The organism is Levilactobacillus fujinensis, from assembly GCF_003946335.1.
Lineage (GTDB): Bacteria > Bacillota > Bacilli > Lactobacillales > Lactobacillaceae > Levilactobacillus > Levilactobacillus fujinensis.
The window spans coordinates 40,456-53,830 of the sequence record NZ_RHNX01000010.1 but is presented as its reverse complement, the minus strand read 5'-3'; the positions used below and the strand labels follow the sequence as shown (position 1 = coordinate 53,830).

Here is a 13,375-nt window from a genome sequence, read left to right as displayed (position 1 = left end):
AGAGATTATAATGGCGACGAAGAGTATATTATCAAGAAAAGTTGGAATTTTAGCCTTAAGTACATTGTCGATGATCTCATTGACAACATCACCATCCTACGCTGCGATTGCGCAAGCTTTCCATGCAGGGAATACGTTTGTTCAGATGCTGACGTCGATTCCAAACCTGGCTGCCTTGATTGCTGGATTGGTCATTGGGCGATTAGCTGCCGGGCGGATGCCACATAAATATTTGGCGATTACCGGTGTTGCCCTGATTTGCTTAGGAGGACTGGCACCGCTGGTATACCATGCTAGTTTAAGTTTTCTGTTAGTCTGTTCTGCTGTAATTGGGTTTGGCCAAGGGATGGTGACGAACATCGTTCAGGTTTTGATTACGGAAGAGTTGCCGGAAAATCAACGGCAGGATGTTATGGGAAAGAACACAGCGTTTACGAACTTTGGGGCAATGCTGGTTATTTTTGCAGGAGGCGTCTTAGCCGCCAAATCCTGGGTGAACAACTATTTGGCCTATCTCTTTCCAGTTCTGATTTTAATCATTGTTTTGATAGCGCTGCCATTGCATAAGAGTGAAGCTGTGGAAAATGTTCAGACGAAAAATTCACCTGTCGAGAAGACTAAAATTTCCGTGAATAAGTTTACGTGGCTCATTGCATTAGGTGGTTTCTGTTCAATGGTACTGTACAATGTTTTTTCCAACAATATTTCATTGTTCGTGACCGCGCATCATCTTGGTGGTAGCGCCCTAGCCGGTGGTCTCTCAATGATTGGGCTACTAGGTGGGTTGCTCTGCGGAATTATCGTTGGATCGTTAGCTAAGGTCCTAAAAAACTATACGATTAGTTCATCATTTTTGTTAATGGCGTTATCGTTCTTGATTATCGGCTTTGCGAACTCAATGATTATGATTGGGGTTGGTAGTTTCTTGTCCGGTGCCGCATTAAGCCTGTGCATGGCCCAATATCCCTACTTAATTTCAATTTCTGCTGATAAGACCAGTGTCCCGATGTCGATTGGTGTTTACTCGGCTGGGTTGGCGATTGGCGGCTTTGCAAGTCCATTCTTAATGAATATTTTGGCCGGCAGCGATACATCAGCGTTAAATATTTTCACGACCAGTGGTCTGGCTAGCCTGGTTCTGTGCATTTTGATTGCCGCAATTGGGTTGCAAAGAAAAATTGTCGAACAGGCCTTTGGTCAATCTGGAAAAACGGAAAATGCTTAAAAAGGATAATCTAATGGTGGGAGGAAACTAGTTTGAAAACAGCTGATATCAATATTCGTGATCCGTATGTTCTTGTTCAAGATGGTAAGTATTATTTATTTGGCACGCGTAGTCAATCGTGTTGGGGTGAGATGGATGGTTTTGACTGCTATGTCAGTTCAGACCTTGAAAATTGGCAGGGGCCTAATGAGGTCTTTCATCGACCAGAGGGCTTTTGGGCAACAGAAAACTACTGGGCGCCGGAAGCGTACGAACATAATGGCCAGAACTACCTGGTAACGACCCTAGGTGGTGCGCATCGGAAGAAGTCCATTAACTTGTTCAAAGCGGATAAGCCATTGGGTCCCTACCACTACGTGACACAATTGACCGCAGCAGACAGTGAAGCAATCGATGCAACAATTTTTGAAAAGGATGGTCGGTCCTACTTAGTTTACTCGCATACGTTACAGGACGTGCCACAAGGCGATATGTGTGCGGTAGCTTTGACTGACGATTGGACTAAGACAGTCGGCGAGCCGGTTCGTTTATTCTCGGCTGCAGAAGCCAAGTGGGCGAAACCAGTGCCATTTGCAGAAAAGGAGTTTGGAATTAAGGGGGATGCCTACTTTGCTGATGGACCAACTGTTTATCAACAGCCCGATGGTTCCCTAGTGATGTTGTGGTCAAGCTGGGGAAATGCGGGATATTCAGTTGGACAGGCTATTTCTAAGTCCGGGGATATCTTTGGCGATTGGCAACAGTTACCCGATCCAGTAATTGAAACGGGGGGCCATGGCATGCTATTTACGACGTTGACCGGACAAAAACGATATGTTTTGCATTCGCCGAATGATTTTTATCAGGAGCATCCGAAGTTTCTACCCGTGGGTGAAAAGAACCAGCAATTGATCATCAAGTAGGTGCGGTATGCGGTGCAGGGGTAACCTTCAACGGCGTAAAATCAGAGCTAGAATGTCGTCGGCCGAGTCGGGGAAACGGAGTACGCCCACAGCAGATGAAATCCCTGGCAGTTGCAGTATGACCAATTTACATGACCTCAAGGGCTTTAATTTTTCAGCTCGATTTGGGTAATTATCCCCTAAAATTAAGATATAAAACCCCGGTAAAGCGCTATGGCTGAACCGGGGTTTATGCTATACTTAATTAGAATTTACATTGAATTTTAACCCGAAAACAACGGAATAATTTAGAGCGAGGGAAGGCTTTTCTTTTATGGCAGACAAACCAACTTTTTACATTACAACGCCGATCTACTACCCATCTGGGCGGTTACACATCGGGAATTCTTATACGACGATTGCGTGTGACGTGGTTGCGCGTTATAAGCGGAGCAACGGTTACGACGTGTTCTTCTTGACGGGGACCGACGAACACGGTTTAAAAATTGAAGATAAGGCCCAATCTCAAAACCAGACGCCTCAGGAATACGTGGACGGCATGGCTAAGGGAATCAAGCAACTGTGGCAGACGTTGGAAATTTCTAACGACAAATTTATCCGGACGACCGATAAGGAACACGTTGCGGCTGTTCAGGAAGTCTTCGAACGCTTACTGAAGCAGGGCGACATTTACTTAGGTGAGTACGAAGGCTGGTATTCCGAGGACGACGAAGAATACTTTACGGAAACGCAGCTCGCCGAAGTCTACCATGATGATAATGGTAAGGTGATTGGTGGGAAGGCCCCATCTGGTCATGAAGTTTCATTGGTTAAGGAACAGTCGTACTTCTTCAAGATGAGCAAGTACGCTGACTGGCTGTTGGACTTCTATCACAGCCATCCCCACTTTATCCAACCAGAATCACGGATGACGGAAATGATCAATAACTTCATCAAGCCTGGTCTGGAAGACCTCGCCGTTTCCCGGACGACCTTTACTTGGGGCGTGCCGGTCAAAAGTAATCCCAAGCACGTGGTCTACGTGTGGATCGATGCCTTGCTCAACTATATTACGGCGTTGGGCTACACCAGTGACGATGAGAGCCTCTTCAAGAAGTTCTGGCCCGCTAATGTTCAAATGGTGGGTAAGGAAATTGTTCGGTTCCATTCCATTTATTGGCCAATCGTGTTGCACGCGTTAGGTGTTGAAGCACCCGATGAATTATTTGCGCACGGCTGGTTATTGATGAAGGACGGTAAGATGTCCAAGTCTAAAGGAAACGTCATTTATCCTGAAACGTTGGTCGATCGTTACGGTCTCGATGCGCTACGGTACTACCTGATGCGTGCGATGCCTTACGGAAACGACGGGACATTTACGCCCGAAGACTTCGTGGACCGCTTGAACTATGATTTGGCCAACGACTTGGGGAACTTGTTGAACCGGACCGTTGCCATGATCAACAAGTATGAGGATGGCAAATTGCCAGTCTATACAGCTGGTGTGACTGAATTTGACGGTGACCTCGAAGCCACCGCTGATGCCGTTATTGCCAACTACCATGACTTGATGGACCAAATGCACTTCGCCGATGCACTGTCTGAGATCTGGAAACTGGTTTCACGGAGCAACAAGTACATTGATGAAACTGCCCCTTGGAACTTGGCTAAGGACGATAGTAAGGCTACCGAGTTGGCCGCCGTTATGGCCCACCTGGCTGCTAGTCTGCGGGTAATCGCTGCGCTGATCAGTCCAGTGATGACCCATGCGCCTAAGGAGATCTTTACGCAATTGGGCTTGGATCCAGAGACGTTGACCATGACCGATTTGAAACTTGCTGACTTACCAGCCGGCAAGCAGGTCGTTGCTAAGGGGACGCCAATTTTCCCACGGATCGACGTGCAAGAAGAAGTCGACTTCATCCAAGGCCAAATGACCAAGTCTGAAAAGACGAAGGGTCGTGCGGCCATGGCTGCTAAGGCGCAAGCCCAACAAGAGGCTGCTCAGGCAGACGATGCTGGTGACCTGACGTTAAACAAGCCGGAGATTCGTTTTGACAAGTTCGAAAAGATTGAACTCCGTGTGGCCGAAGTTAAAGCGGTTGACCACGTTGAAGGTGCCGACAAGTTGCTCAAGTTCCAACTGGACGCTGGTGACCAGGGGACGCGGCAAATTCTGTCCGGAATTGCCCAATGGTATCCAGAACCACAAGAACTCGTGGGTAAAAAGGTCGTTATTGTGGCCAACTTGAAGCCACGGAAGATGCGTGGCCAAGTCAGTCAAGGGATGTTGCTTTCTGCCGAACATGATGGCAAGGTTCAACTCCTGACGCTACCAAGCGCCATGGTCAACGGCTCTGACGTTAGCTAGAAAATTCAAAAATAACCATAACCAAAACGTGGGCGGCGGGTCGATGAGACGCCAACCCGCGTTTTGTTGGTTATGAGCACCTTCTTCTGGCAACGATACTAAGACTAAAATGTTCAGGCATCGTCTAACCGACCGGCTGACTTGGTCATAGGTTATGCCTATAGAAACGTTATTGATTTACACTAAAAGTTAGCACGCAACCTTTAGTGCTTAACCTTGAGATTAACTCTTAAAAATCAAGGAGGAATTCGATGAAGATATTTGATTCGCATACGCATTTGAACAGCGAGGAATTTATTAACGACGTGCCCGGCTACCTGAAACGGGCGGCCGATTTGGGCGTTGTCAAGATGACCAACATTGGTTCCAACACGCAACTGAACGCCGACGCAATCAAGTTGGCTCACCAATATCCGCAACTCTATGCGGCGGTTGGCTGGCATCCAGAAGACTCTAAGAATTACGATGCCGCAGCTGAGAAGCTATTGGAAGAACAGTTGGCCGATGACCGAGTCGTGGCTTTGGGCGAAATTGGACTGGACTATCACTGGGATTCGTCGCCACAGGACGTTCAGCGTAAAGTTTTTGCCCGGCAAATTGCGATTGCTAAAGAAGTTGGTAAGCCCATCGCTGTCCACAACCGCGATGCCTTTGAAGACACTTATCGGATCATTAAAGCAGCTGGTATTAGTGAAATCGGTGGTGTTATGCACAGTTTCAACGGTAATCCGGAATGGCTGAAAAAGTTTTTGGATTTGGGTATGCACATTTCCTACTCCGGGGTCGCCAGTTTTAAGAACGCTCATGAAGTCCATGATTCCGTACGGGCCACGCCGCTAGACGTCATGATGGTCGAGACTGATGCGCCATATTTGACGCCGGAACCGCATCGTGGGGAGCAGAACGAACCCGGATTCACGCGTTACACCGTTGAGGCCATTGCCAAGGAACGGGAAACGACACCGGAAGAAATCGCTGCTGCCACGTTTAAAAATGCAGAGGAGTTTTACAAAATAAATGAAGAAGATTAAAGAGGTCCTCGTGGTCGAGGGTAAGGACGATACTAAGCAGATCAACCGGGCGGTCAATGCCGATACCATTGAGACGCGCGGTTCTGCTATTGATGACGACACGCTGGCCTTAATTGAAAAATTAGCCGACCAACGCGGTATCATCATTTTTACCGATCCTGATTTCTCTGGCGAAAAGATTCGTAAAATTGTGGCCGAGGCCGTTCCAAACGCCAAACACGCCTTTTTACCTAAAGCCGAAGGACGACCAGACAAGGCCGGTGGCTCACTGGGTGTGGAGCATGCCAGTCCTGAAGCAATTCGAGCCGCACTAGATCACGTGTACACGGAAACTACGGCGGCGCCAACCTTGATTACTCATGAGGACTTGTTGGCCGCTGGACTGATTGGTGGCGCTGGGGCCAAAGAGCGACGGGAACAACTCGGCGAACTCTTGCAGATCGGTTACGTTAATGGCAAACAGCTCGAGAAACGCTTGCGGATGTTTAGCATCCAGCCGGCAGATTTTGCCGCGGCTTTGAAGCGGGTTCGAGCAAAGGAGAATGCAAATGAATAACAGCGTACCAGAAATTGGGTCACCAGCCCGGACTAAAGCGATTCTCAACCGGTACCACTTGGTTGCGAAGAAGAGTTTAGGCCAGAACTTCTTGTCCGACCTGAATATTTTACGCAACATTGTGGCGGCTGGCGATGTGAACGCTCATGATAATGTTATCGAAATTGGTCCTGGGATTGGTGCCTTGACCGAACAAATCGCCAAACAAGCGTATCATGTGGTGGCATTTGAAATCGATGAGAACCTCCTGCCAGTCTTGGACGAAACGTTGATGGATTACAACAACGTCACGGTCATCAATCAAGACATTTTAAAGGCGAATTTGCCAGAAGTGGTCAAGCATGATTTTGAGCCCGGTCATCCACTGAAATTAATTGCGAACTTGCCTTATTACATCACGACACCGATCTTGATGGGTGTTCTGCAGAGCGACGTGGCGTTTGATACGATTGTGGTCATGATGCAGGCCGAAGTTGCAGACCGCTTGGTCGCTAAACCCGGCACCAAGGCGTATGGATCATTGTCGGTGGTTATGCAATACCGCGCGCACGTTGAGGTAGCCTTTGCGGTTCCCCGGACGGCATTCATTCCACAACCGAACGTTGACTCGGCAATCATTCGGTTGACCCGTCGCGACCCGTTACCGGTTAAACCGTACGAAGACCAGGCCCTCTTCAAGTTTGTTAAGGGCTGCTTCGCTCATCGCCGGAAATCATTGTGGAACAATTTACAGGGGATTTTCGGGAAACAACCAGAAGTCCGTGAACGAATTGAAGCCGCTTTAAATCAGACTGGAATTTCTCGTCAACTCCGCCCAGAGCGGCTAACCTTGATAAATTTCATCGAATTGACCAATGCTTTTCACAATGAAGGACTTATGTAACCCTTACCAATTGAGGATTCTTGCGGTTTTAAGCCGGTTGTGGTATAATTTGCGTTTTTTGTGAAACGATGTTATAATTGTTTCACAGAGGTGAAGTGCATGCCAACAAGTTTAGCGAACATTAAGAACAAACTGGACGATCGCATCGGCGAAAAGTTGATGGTGATTGCACAGGCCGGGCGTAAGAAGACGACAGAGCGGCATGGAATTCTTCGGGAAACCTATCCAGCCGTTTTCGTAGTGGATCTAGACCAAGACGAAAACTCGTTTGAACGGGTTTCATACAGTTACACCGATATTTTAACCAAGAACATCGAAGTTGACTTTGATGAATAGATAATTGGGCCGATTGCGGCCTTTTTATTTTGCGGACATTTCTGTCACTGTGATGTAATGAGTTAACCAGTAGTAACGCCGAGTTGACTGGTAACTGAAGGTTGAAAGTCCCAAAATACACGTTATGACTGTTGTCACAACGATACTGGGTCTAAATTAGGCAACGTTGGCCGACCATCGCCTTACCGGCCGGCAGATATGGGATGAATCGGTGTGAACACAACTTGGAGCCTCGAAGGGACCGAGTCTCCAAGCTTGGTTTTCTATTAAGCCAACGAGGAACCACCACCCACTGATTAAGTAGAACGACGCGCCTGAGCCCATATCTGCTGACCTCTCGGCTACCGTAGTTGGTCTGAGGCAACATAGATCATGCCTATTAGAAATAGCTATTGCGCCGTGTTGAATTCTAACACCTACCTGGAATTCAGCGTTCGAAATGGACGGGCACAGTCAGAGCCGAAGTGCGGCTGTTTTCCACTAATTTAGCCGTGATAATTCCTACTGTCGCAAGAGTAACGCAAACATTTTGGCTTTCAACCTTTAGCTGGTAACTAAAAGCGCTCCCCTAAGCCGCAATCATCACTGGATAGGGGAGGGCTTTTAATTAGTAAATGGGATAAAGGTGTGTTAATTGAACAACTGCTTGAGCTTAGTGATTGTCAATGAATTTCAATGCTTTATTTAGATTCCCTGATTTTTGTAGATTATTAAATGTAATTCTACGAGAATTGGCATTAGAGTCAGTATATTTCACAAAGAAAGCGTTGTTAGCGTTTATTTTTGCATTTTTAATAACGACATCATATCTTTTCTTGCCCAACTCTTTTTCTAAAGTTGCCATATTAATACTGGGTAGATCATTACTTTGTTCTAATGAATACAGGCGAATTAGATGGTTCACGTCTTTATATGAGTGATCTGTCTTTCTATAGAAGTAAATGGGGAAGTCTTTATATGGATTATACGACTTGGAATTTACTTGTTTTTCAACTGTGACAGCGCTTATTGGATAAGGTGTTACATGGTAGCTCTTATAATTGGGAGACTGTGTGAATTGAAAAATATAGCCACTCAAAGTTACGACTAGAATACTAAAGTTTAGCCATGTTTTAAAATTTAACTCTTTAGTGCGAAAATAAAACCATACTAAATCATTTAAGATTAAAATGATTACCAAAATCCAAAGAATCAAAATATAATTCTTTAAGTGGGCGTCAGGATGATCCACCCACATCTTTGATAGTTGATAATAATCAGTTATCTTGATAGACAATAGGATTCCGGCGATTAGACTAAAGGAAACAGTAGCAATGTTTAATTTTCGTTGCGTATTCATTAGCATCTCCATAACAACCAAATTAATAATAAGCGGTATAAAATTCCTTACGCTCTCCGGCGCCCCCCAACCTTGCTAACCATGGTTGTCTTACCGCCACTGGTTTTAGATATGCCGGGGACAGAAAAAAGCCACTGAGTCGAGTGTGTTATTTACCAATACAAAGCTATCACTTGATTTGGTTGCTTCCTTTTCTACTTAAATGTAGCATGTTTCTTCACTTTTTTCCCGTAATATAAATTCATACTCTTGGTTCTGCGTTTGTGAACTGTGCCTGACTAAACCCCTTTTCTGGTAATCCCCATTTGGGAATAGTAAAGAGGCGGTCCGGTTTTATTTTGCCCAAAATTTCTTAGCAACAAAATTTGAGAACGTTGTGGTTGCTTTGCCTTACCTTACCGGGGTGCCAGATAGGGGCTGGCAACGGTGCTAATCCAACTTGCAGCGCGTCTTCAAACACGAAGCCAACAGAATCTCTGGCGGTCGTCGTGCATCACCAGTCAGCAGCAAGCCGGCTTTCTCTATGTATTTCCAGAAAGAATTCACAGCGCTTGGAGAACCCTTTTTCTTTTGGGAGTAACCATAGTATAATAGGCTTAATCAGATTCACGAGAATGGTAGGCGGTGGCCTATTTAGAATTAAGGTGAGCTCATGCAACTGATTGAAAAGGCGCCTGCCAAGATAAACCTCGGGCTCGATACCCCCTATCACCACCAAGATGGGGCGGAGGAGTGGAACATGGTCATGACGTCCGTGGACTTGGCGGACTATGTCGAAATTCAAACACTAACCAAGCACAAACGCATCCGGGTAGCCTCGGATAGTGGCTTTTTGCCCAATGATCAGCGAAATCTAGCATTTCAGGCAGCACATTTGCTCCAAACAAAATATCACGTTGATGAAGGGGTCAATATCCGCATCAAGAAGAATATCCCGGTAGCGGCTGGTCTCGGTGGTGGATCATCCGACGCAGCGGCGGTTCTGCGGGGGCTTAATCAGCTGTGGCACCTCAATTTAAGCTGGCAAGAGCTGGCGGAACTAGGCTTGCAGATTGACTCCGATGTGCCGTACTGCGTTTATGGTCGTACGGCGCACGTTCGTGGCAGGGGAGAACGGATTACACCGTTGTCCAAATTGCCGGCGGCCTGGGTTGTCCTAGCCAAGCCGAAGGTCAGTGTTTCCACGCCCAGTATTTTACAGCAGATTCGGTATGACAATCTGGAGCATCCAGATATCGACGCTCTATTGCGCGCAGTTCGGAATCAAGATATTGAGGCGATGTGCGCGGTCATGGGGAATGCGTTAGAGCCGTTAACAGCCCGTCGTTATCCAGAAATCACGCAGTTGAAGCAACAGATGATGAAGTTTGGTGCCGACGCTGCCCAGATGAGTGGGACTGGGCCGACCGTTTTTGGCCTGTGTGGCAAGCAATCACGCGCCCAACGAGTCTTTAATGGGATGAAAGGTTTCTGTCGGGAAGTCTATTTGGTTCGGCCGTTACCTTAAAATGGATGGCGTAAGGATGGCAGTAATGACGAAAGCAGACGAAATTTTTCAAGCAATTCAAGATGATCCGCAAAACGCTGACTTCACATCTCAGGGGATTTTACCGCTGTATCATGTGACGGCTGGCGCGGAAATTTTGTTGGTCAGCCAAGCGCCTAGTCGTCAAGCGCAAGCATCTATGACATTTTGGGATGACACCAGTGGTAACCGGCTCAGAGACTGGATGGGCGTGACTAAGGATCAGTTTTACAATTCAGGTCGGTTGGCGGTATTGCCACTGGATTTTTACTATCCCGGAAAGCACGAGCACGGGGGAGATCTGCCACCGCGGAAAGGCTTCGCTGAAAAATGGCACGCGCCACTGCTAGAATTGATGCCTAATATCAAATTGACGTTATTGATTGGGCAGTATGCCCAGAAGGCCTATCTGACGCATCACGAAAAAACGTTAACCGCAACGGTCGCACACTATGCCGACTATTTGCCGGACTACTTTCCATTAGTTCACCCATCGCCGCTCAACTATGGCTGGCAACATCAACATCCGTGGTTTGTGGAGTCGGTGGTTCCGGAACTCCAACAACGGGTTCACGAGATCATGAATTAGACCGGTTTTAAAAAGTTGCTTGGTTTACGCAATCAAGATAAAACTCAAAAAGGAGCGATTTGCCCGTTTGCCACGAATAAGTGGCGACGAGTAGATCGCTCCTTTTAGTCAATTTATGTCGTAAATCGCTTCAAATAGTCACTTCGGTAACTGAACTTTCCTTAGCTATGCGTAAGGGAGAAGGTTGAATCCGTTAGTAGCTGTATAAGGAATTGTCACCGCTAAATTAGTGGTACTGGTCGCACTCCAGCTGCCAGGGATTCCGCTTGCTGTTGGGAACGCTTCCAGCCAAAGGACGGGCTTCCGGCTCGCCTGAAAGCCGCCAAAATCAGGCGTCTCCCAGGTCGTCCCACGATGTAAGCCGGGAAAAACGCCGACTAGCATCGTCGACACGGCTAGCTGCATCCCTGACCGCCTCCGGCTCTGATTGTGCGCGTCAATTCCAATCACTGACTCCCAAGTGGCTGCTAAAGTTTAAGCATAACTCAACAGCGTTCCTAACGGCATGATCCTTGTTGCCTCAGACCAACTACGTCAGCCGAGAGGTCGGCAGATATGGGCTCAGGCGCGTCGTTCTACTTAGTCGGCAGGTGGGCTTCCTGCTGGCTTAGTAGAAAACCAAGCTTGAAGACTCGGTCCTTTCGAGGCTTCAAGTTGTGTTCGCACCGATCCAGCCCATATCTGCCGGCCGGTAAGGCGATGGTTAGCCAACGTTGCCTAATTTTAGACCCCGTATCGTTGTGACAACAGTCATAATGAGTGTCTTGGAACTTTCATGTCTTCAGTAACACGCAAAAAGGGTACCCCAACGACCAATCTCACTGGAGTACCCCAAATTAAATTCAAAAATAAATATGTAAACAACCAACTCGCTTTAATTTGGTCGACGTGGGCTGGACGCCAACACTACTCGGAGCGAAATCCGGGTATAAAACAACTGAGACGGGGCTTCATGCCGCGTCAATTCGGTAGTTCTAACGAACAACACCTCTGACAAAAAATTTCGGAAATTGAATTTTTTAATCGTCACCAATAGTGTAGCCGAGCAACTGTTAATTGTCAACGCTTTCATATAAATATTTCTATTAAATTTCGTTTAGAACTTGATATAGGTAGATTATCCCAAAATAGCTATTGACAACTGGAAGCGGTTACAGTATGATTTGCATTGGAAATTGAATTTTTTATCACCGTCATACACTTACTTCTAAGAGGTGCTTCATATGAGTGAAAACGCTGCCAAAGCCGAGGTTACCACGAAAAACATGGTTCCTTGGAATGAACGAATCGCTTATAGTTTTAGTGATTTCGCTTGCAACTTGTCCTTCCAAATGGTTGGGACGTACTTAATGATTTTCTACACTGATACTTTTGGTCTCAGTGCTGCTGCTGTTGGGACTCTGTTCCTGGCTGCCCGGGTTGTGGATGCCTTTGATGGTCCATTCTGGGGTATCATGATTGACCATACGCATACTAAGTGGGGGAAGAGTCGGCCATACTGGTTATGGTTCTCAATTCCATTCGCGGTGTTCTGTGTTCTGGTCTTCACCACGCCAAGCATGAGTTTAACGGGTAAGTTAGTTTGGGCTTACATTACTTATATTGGTGTTGATGTGCTGTATTCAGCCGTTAACATTCCAATTACTTCTATTTTGCCATCATTGACTAGTAACCCACAAGAACGGGTTACGTTGTCGACCATTCGTCAATTCATGGGAACTGCCGGTGCCACTATTATTACTGGTATCACGCTGACCATGGTTGCCTTCTTCGGTCACGGTTCAACGACTAGCGCACGTGGCTGGTTCATCTGGGCCTTGATTGTTGCTGTAATCGTTATTGTTATCTTCTACTTCGTGTTCAAGTACACGAACGAACGGGTACAAACGAAGAGCTCTCGTCAATCTATTCCAATTAAGGAATCCTTGAAAGCTTTGAAACGTAACTGGCCATGGGCCATCATCATCTTCATTAACTTCATTTACTGGATGGGGATGCAAACGCGTTCGCAAGTTACTGTTTACTTCTTCAAGTACAACATGCACGATGCAACGTTAGCTTCATTGATCCTGAGTTTACAATTTGTTTCTCTGATTGCCGTTGTCTTAACGCCAGCTACCTCTAAGTGGTTGGGTAAGCGGAACACCATGCTCGGTGGGATGATCTTGGCCGTTGTGGGTCAATTACTCTTGAGCTTCGGTGCTAACAGTCTTAGTGTTCCTATGATTATCTTTGCCACCGTTGTTGGTTACATGGGGACTGGGTTCGTTTCTGGCTTGATTGCCGTTATGCTTGCTGACGCCGTTGATTACGGTGAATGGAAGAACGGTGTCCGTGCCGAAGGGATCGTTACCTCCTTCTCTAGTTTCAGTGCGAAGTTAGGGATGGGTATTGGTGGTGTGATCACCGGTTGGATTTTGACTGGTACTGGTTACGTTGCCAACCATACACAATCCGCAGGTGCCTTACACGGTATCGAATTGAACTACATTTGGGTTCCACTGTTGGGCTTCGCGCTTTCAGGTATCGCGCTGATGTTCTACCACGTTGACGGCATCGAAAAGCAGATGCAAGGCGACTTGGCTGAAAAGCATGCACGTGAAAACGCCGAAGACGACGACGAATCTAAAGAAGACTAA

The 13,375-nt window shown here is 46.8% G+C and carries 12 protein-coding genes; 10 read left to right on the top strand and 2 right to left on the bottom strand.

Translation table 11 applies throughout. The annotated features are described in order from the left end of the window. Positions 1-10: 10 nt before the first annotated feature. From EKM89_RS05455 to EKM89_RS05425, 7 genes are all read left to right on the top strand, one after another. Positions 11-1,225: an MFS transporter gene (locus EKM89_RS05455; RefSeq protein WP_125686452.1), complete on the top strand. Its 1,215-nt coding sequence runs from the start codon at positions 11-13 to the stop codon at positions 1,223-1,225. A gap of 32 nt (positions 1,226-1,257) precedes the next feature. After that, complete coding sequence (locus EKM89_RS05450; RefSeq protein WP_125686450.1) at positions 1,258-2,127, top strand: glycoside hydrolase family 43 protein; 870 nt, start codon at positions 1,258-1,260, stop codon at positions 2,125-2,127. 313 nt (positions 2,128-2,440) lie between these two features. Next, positions 2,441-4,477, top strand: coding sequence for a methionine--tRNA ligase (metG, locus tag EKM89_RS05445; RefSeq protein WP_125686448.1), 2,037 nt, complete (start codon positions 2,441-2,443; stop codon positions 4,475-4,477). Between the two features lie 251 nt (positions 4,478-4,728). Continuing rightward, on the top strand, positions 4,729-5,508 hold the full coding sequence (locus EKM89_RS05440) for a TatD family hydrolase (protein WP_125686446.1): 780 nt from the start codon (positions 4,729-4,731) through the stop codon (positions 5,506-5,508). Continuing rightward, positions 5,495-6,064, top strand: coding sequence for a ribonuclease M5 (rnmV, locus tag EKM89_RS05435; RefSeq protein ID WP_125686444.1), 570 nt, complete (start codon positions 5,495-5,497; stop codon positions 6,062-6,064). The genes EKM89_RS05440 and rnmV overlap by 14 nt, the downstream gene beginning before the upstream one ends. Next, positions 6,057-6,947 carry a 16S rRNA (adenine(1518)-N(6)/adenine(1519)-N(6))-dimethyltransferase RsmA gene (rsmA, locus tag EKM89_RS05430; RefSeq protein WP_125686442.1) on the top strand — a complete coding sequence of 297 codons (891 nt, stop codon included), beginning with the start codon at positions 6,057-6,059 and terminating at the stop codon, positions 6,945-6,947. The genes rnmV and rsmA overlap by 8 nt, the downstream gene beginning before the upstream one ends. A gap of 99 nt (positions 6,948-7,046) precedes the next feature. Then, positions 7,047-7,283, top strand: a complete 237-nt coding sequence (locus EKM89_RS05425; protein WP_011667243.1) for a Veg family protein — start codon at positions 7,047-7,049, stop codon at positions 7,281-7,283. A gap of 652 nt (positions 7,284-7,935) precedes the next feature. On the opposite strand, the gene EKM89_RS05420 is transcribed toward EKM89_RS05425, so the two are convergent. After that, positions 7,936-8,622: a hypothetical protein gene (locus EKM89_RS05420; RefSeq protein WP_125686440.1), complete on the bottom strand. Its 687-nt coding sequence runs from the start codon at positions 8,620-8,622 to the stop codon at positions 7,936-7,938. A gap of 652 nt (positions 8,623-9,274) precedes the next feature. On the opposite strand from EKM89_RS05420, the gene ispE reads away from it, so the two are divergent. Together ispE and EKM89_RS05410 are read left to right on the top strand one after the other, a co-directional pair. Further along, positions 9,275-10,129 (top strand): 4-(cytidine 5'-diphospho)-2-C-methyl-D-erythritol kinase, encoded by an 855-nt coding sequence (ispE, locus tag EKM89_RS05415; protein WP_125686438.1) that lies wholly within the window; start codon positions 9,275-9,277, stop codon positions 10,127-10,129. A 25-nt stretch (positions 10,130-10,154) separates the two neighbouring features. Continuing rightward, a complete protein-coding gene (locus EKM89_RS05410; RefSeq protein WP_125686436.1) occupies positions 10,155-10,736 on the top strand; it encodes a uracil-DNA glycosylase family protein in 582 nt (193 codons plus the stop codon). 165 nt (positions 10,737-10,901) lie between these two features. On the opposite strand, the gene EKM89_RS05405 is transcribed toward EKM89_RS05410, so the two are convergent. Further along, positions 10,902-11,141 (bottom strand): hypothetical protein, encoded by a 240-nt coding sequence (locus tag EKM89_RS05405; RefSeq protein WP_125686434.1) that lies wholly within the window; start codon positions 11,139-11,141, stop codon positions 10,902-10,904. A gap of 818 nt (positions 11,142-11,959) precedes the next feature. Between EKM89_RS05405 and EKM89_RS05400 the strand changes: the two genes are divergently transcribed. Further along, positions 11,960-13,375, top strand: coding sequence for an MFS transporter (locus EKM89_RS05400; protein ID WP_125686432.1), 1,416 nt, complete (start codon positions 11,960-11,962; stop codon positions 13,373-13,375).

Bases quoted from the DNA above. Each gene is read 5' to 3' on its own strand.
- rnmV (WP_125686444.1), top strand. From the start codon at position 5,495: ATGAAGAAGATTAAAGAGGTCCTCGTGGTCGAGGGTAAGGACGATACT.
- metG (WP_125686448.1), top strand. From the start codon at position 2,441: ATGGCAGACAAACCAACTTTTTACATTACAACGCCGATCTACTACCCA.
- EKM89_RS05405 (WP_125686434.1), bottom strand. From the start codon at position 11,141: ATGCAGCTAGCCGTGTCGACGATGCTAGTCGGCGTTTTTCCCGGCTTA.
- EKM89_RS05425 (WP_011667243.1), top strand. From the start codon at position 7,047: ATGCCAACAAGTTTAGCGAACATTAAGAACAAACTGGACGATCGCATC.
- EKM89_RS05455 (WP_125686452.1), top strand. From the start codon at position 11: ATGGCGACGAAGAGTATATTATCAAGAAAAGTTGGAATTTTAGCCTTA.
- EKM89_RS05400 (WP_125686432.1), top strand. From the start codon at position 11,960: ATGAGTGAAAACGCTGCCAAAGCCGAGGTTACCACGAAAAACATGGTT.
- ispE (WP_125686438.1), top strand. From the start codon at position 9,275: ATGCAACTGATTGAAAAGGCGCCTGCCAAGATAAACCTCGGGCTCGAT.
- EKM89_RS05420 (WP_125686440.1), bottom strand. From the start codon at position 8,622: ATGAATACGCAACGAAAATTAAACATTGCTACTGTTTCCTTTAGTCTA.
- EKM89_RS05410 (WP_125686436.1), top strand. From the start codon at position 10,155: ATGACGAAAGCAGACGAAATTTTTCAAGCAATTCAAGATGATCCGCAA.
- EKM89_RS05440 (WP_125686446.1), top strand. From the start codon at position 4,729: ATGAAGATATTTGATTCGCATACGCATTTGAACAGCGAGGAATTTATT.
- rsmA (WP_125686442.1), top strand. From the start codon at position 6,057: ATGAATAACAGCGTACCAGAAATTGGGTCACCAGCCCGGACTAAAGCG.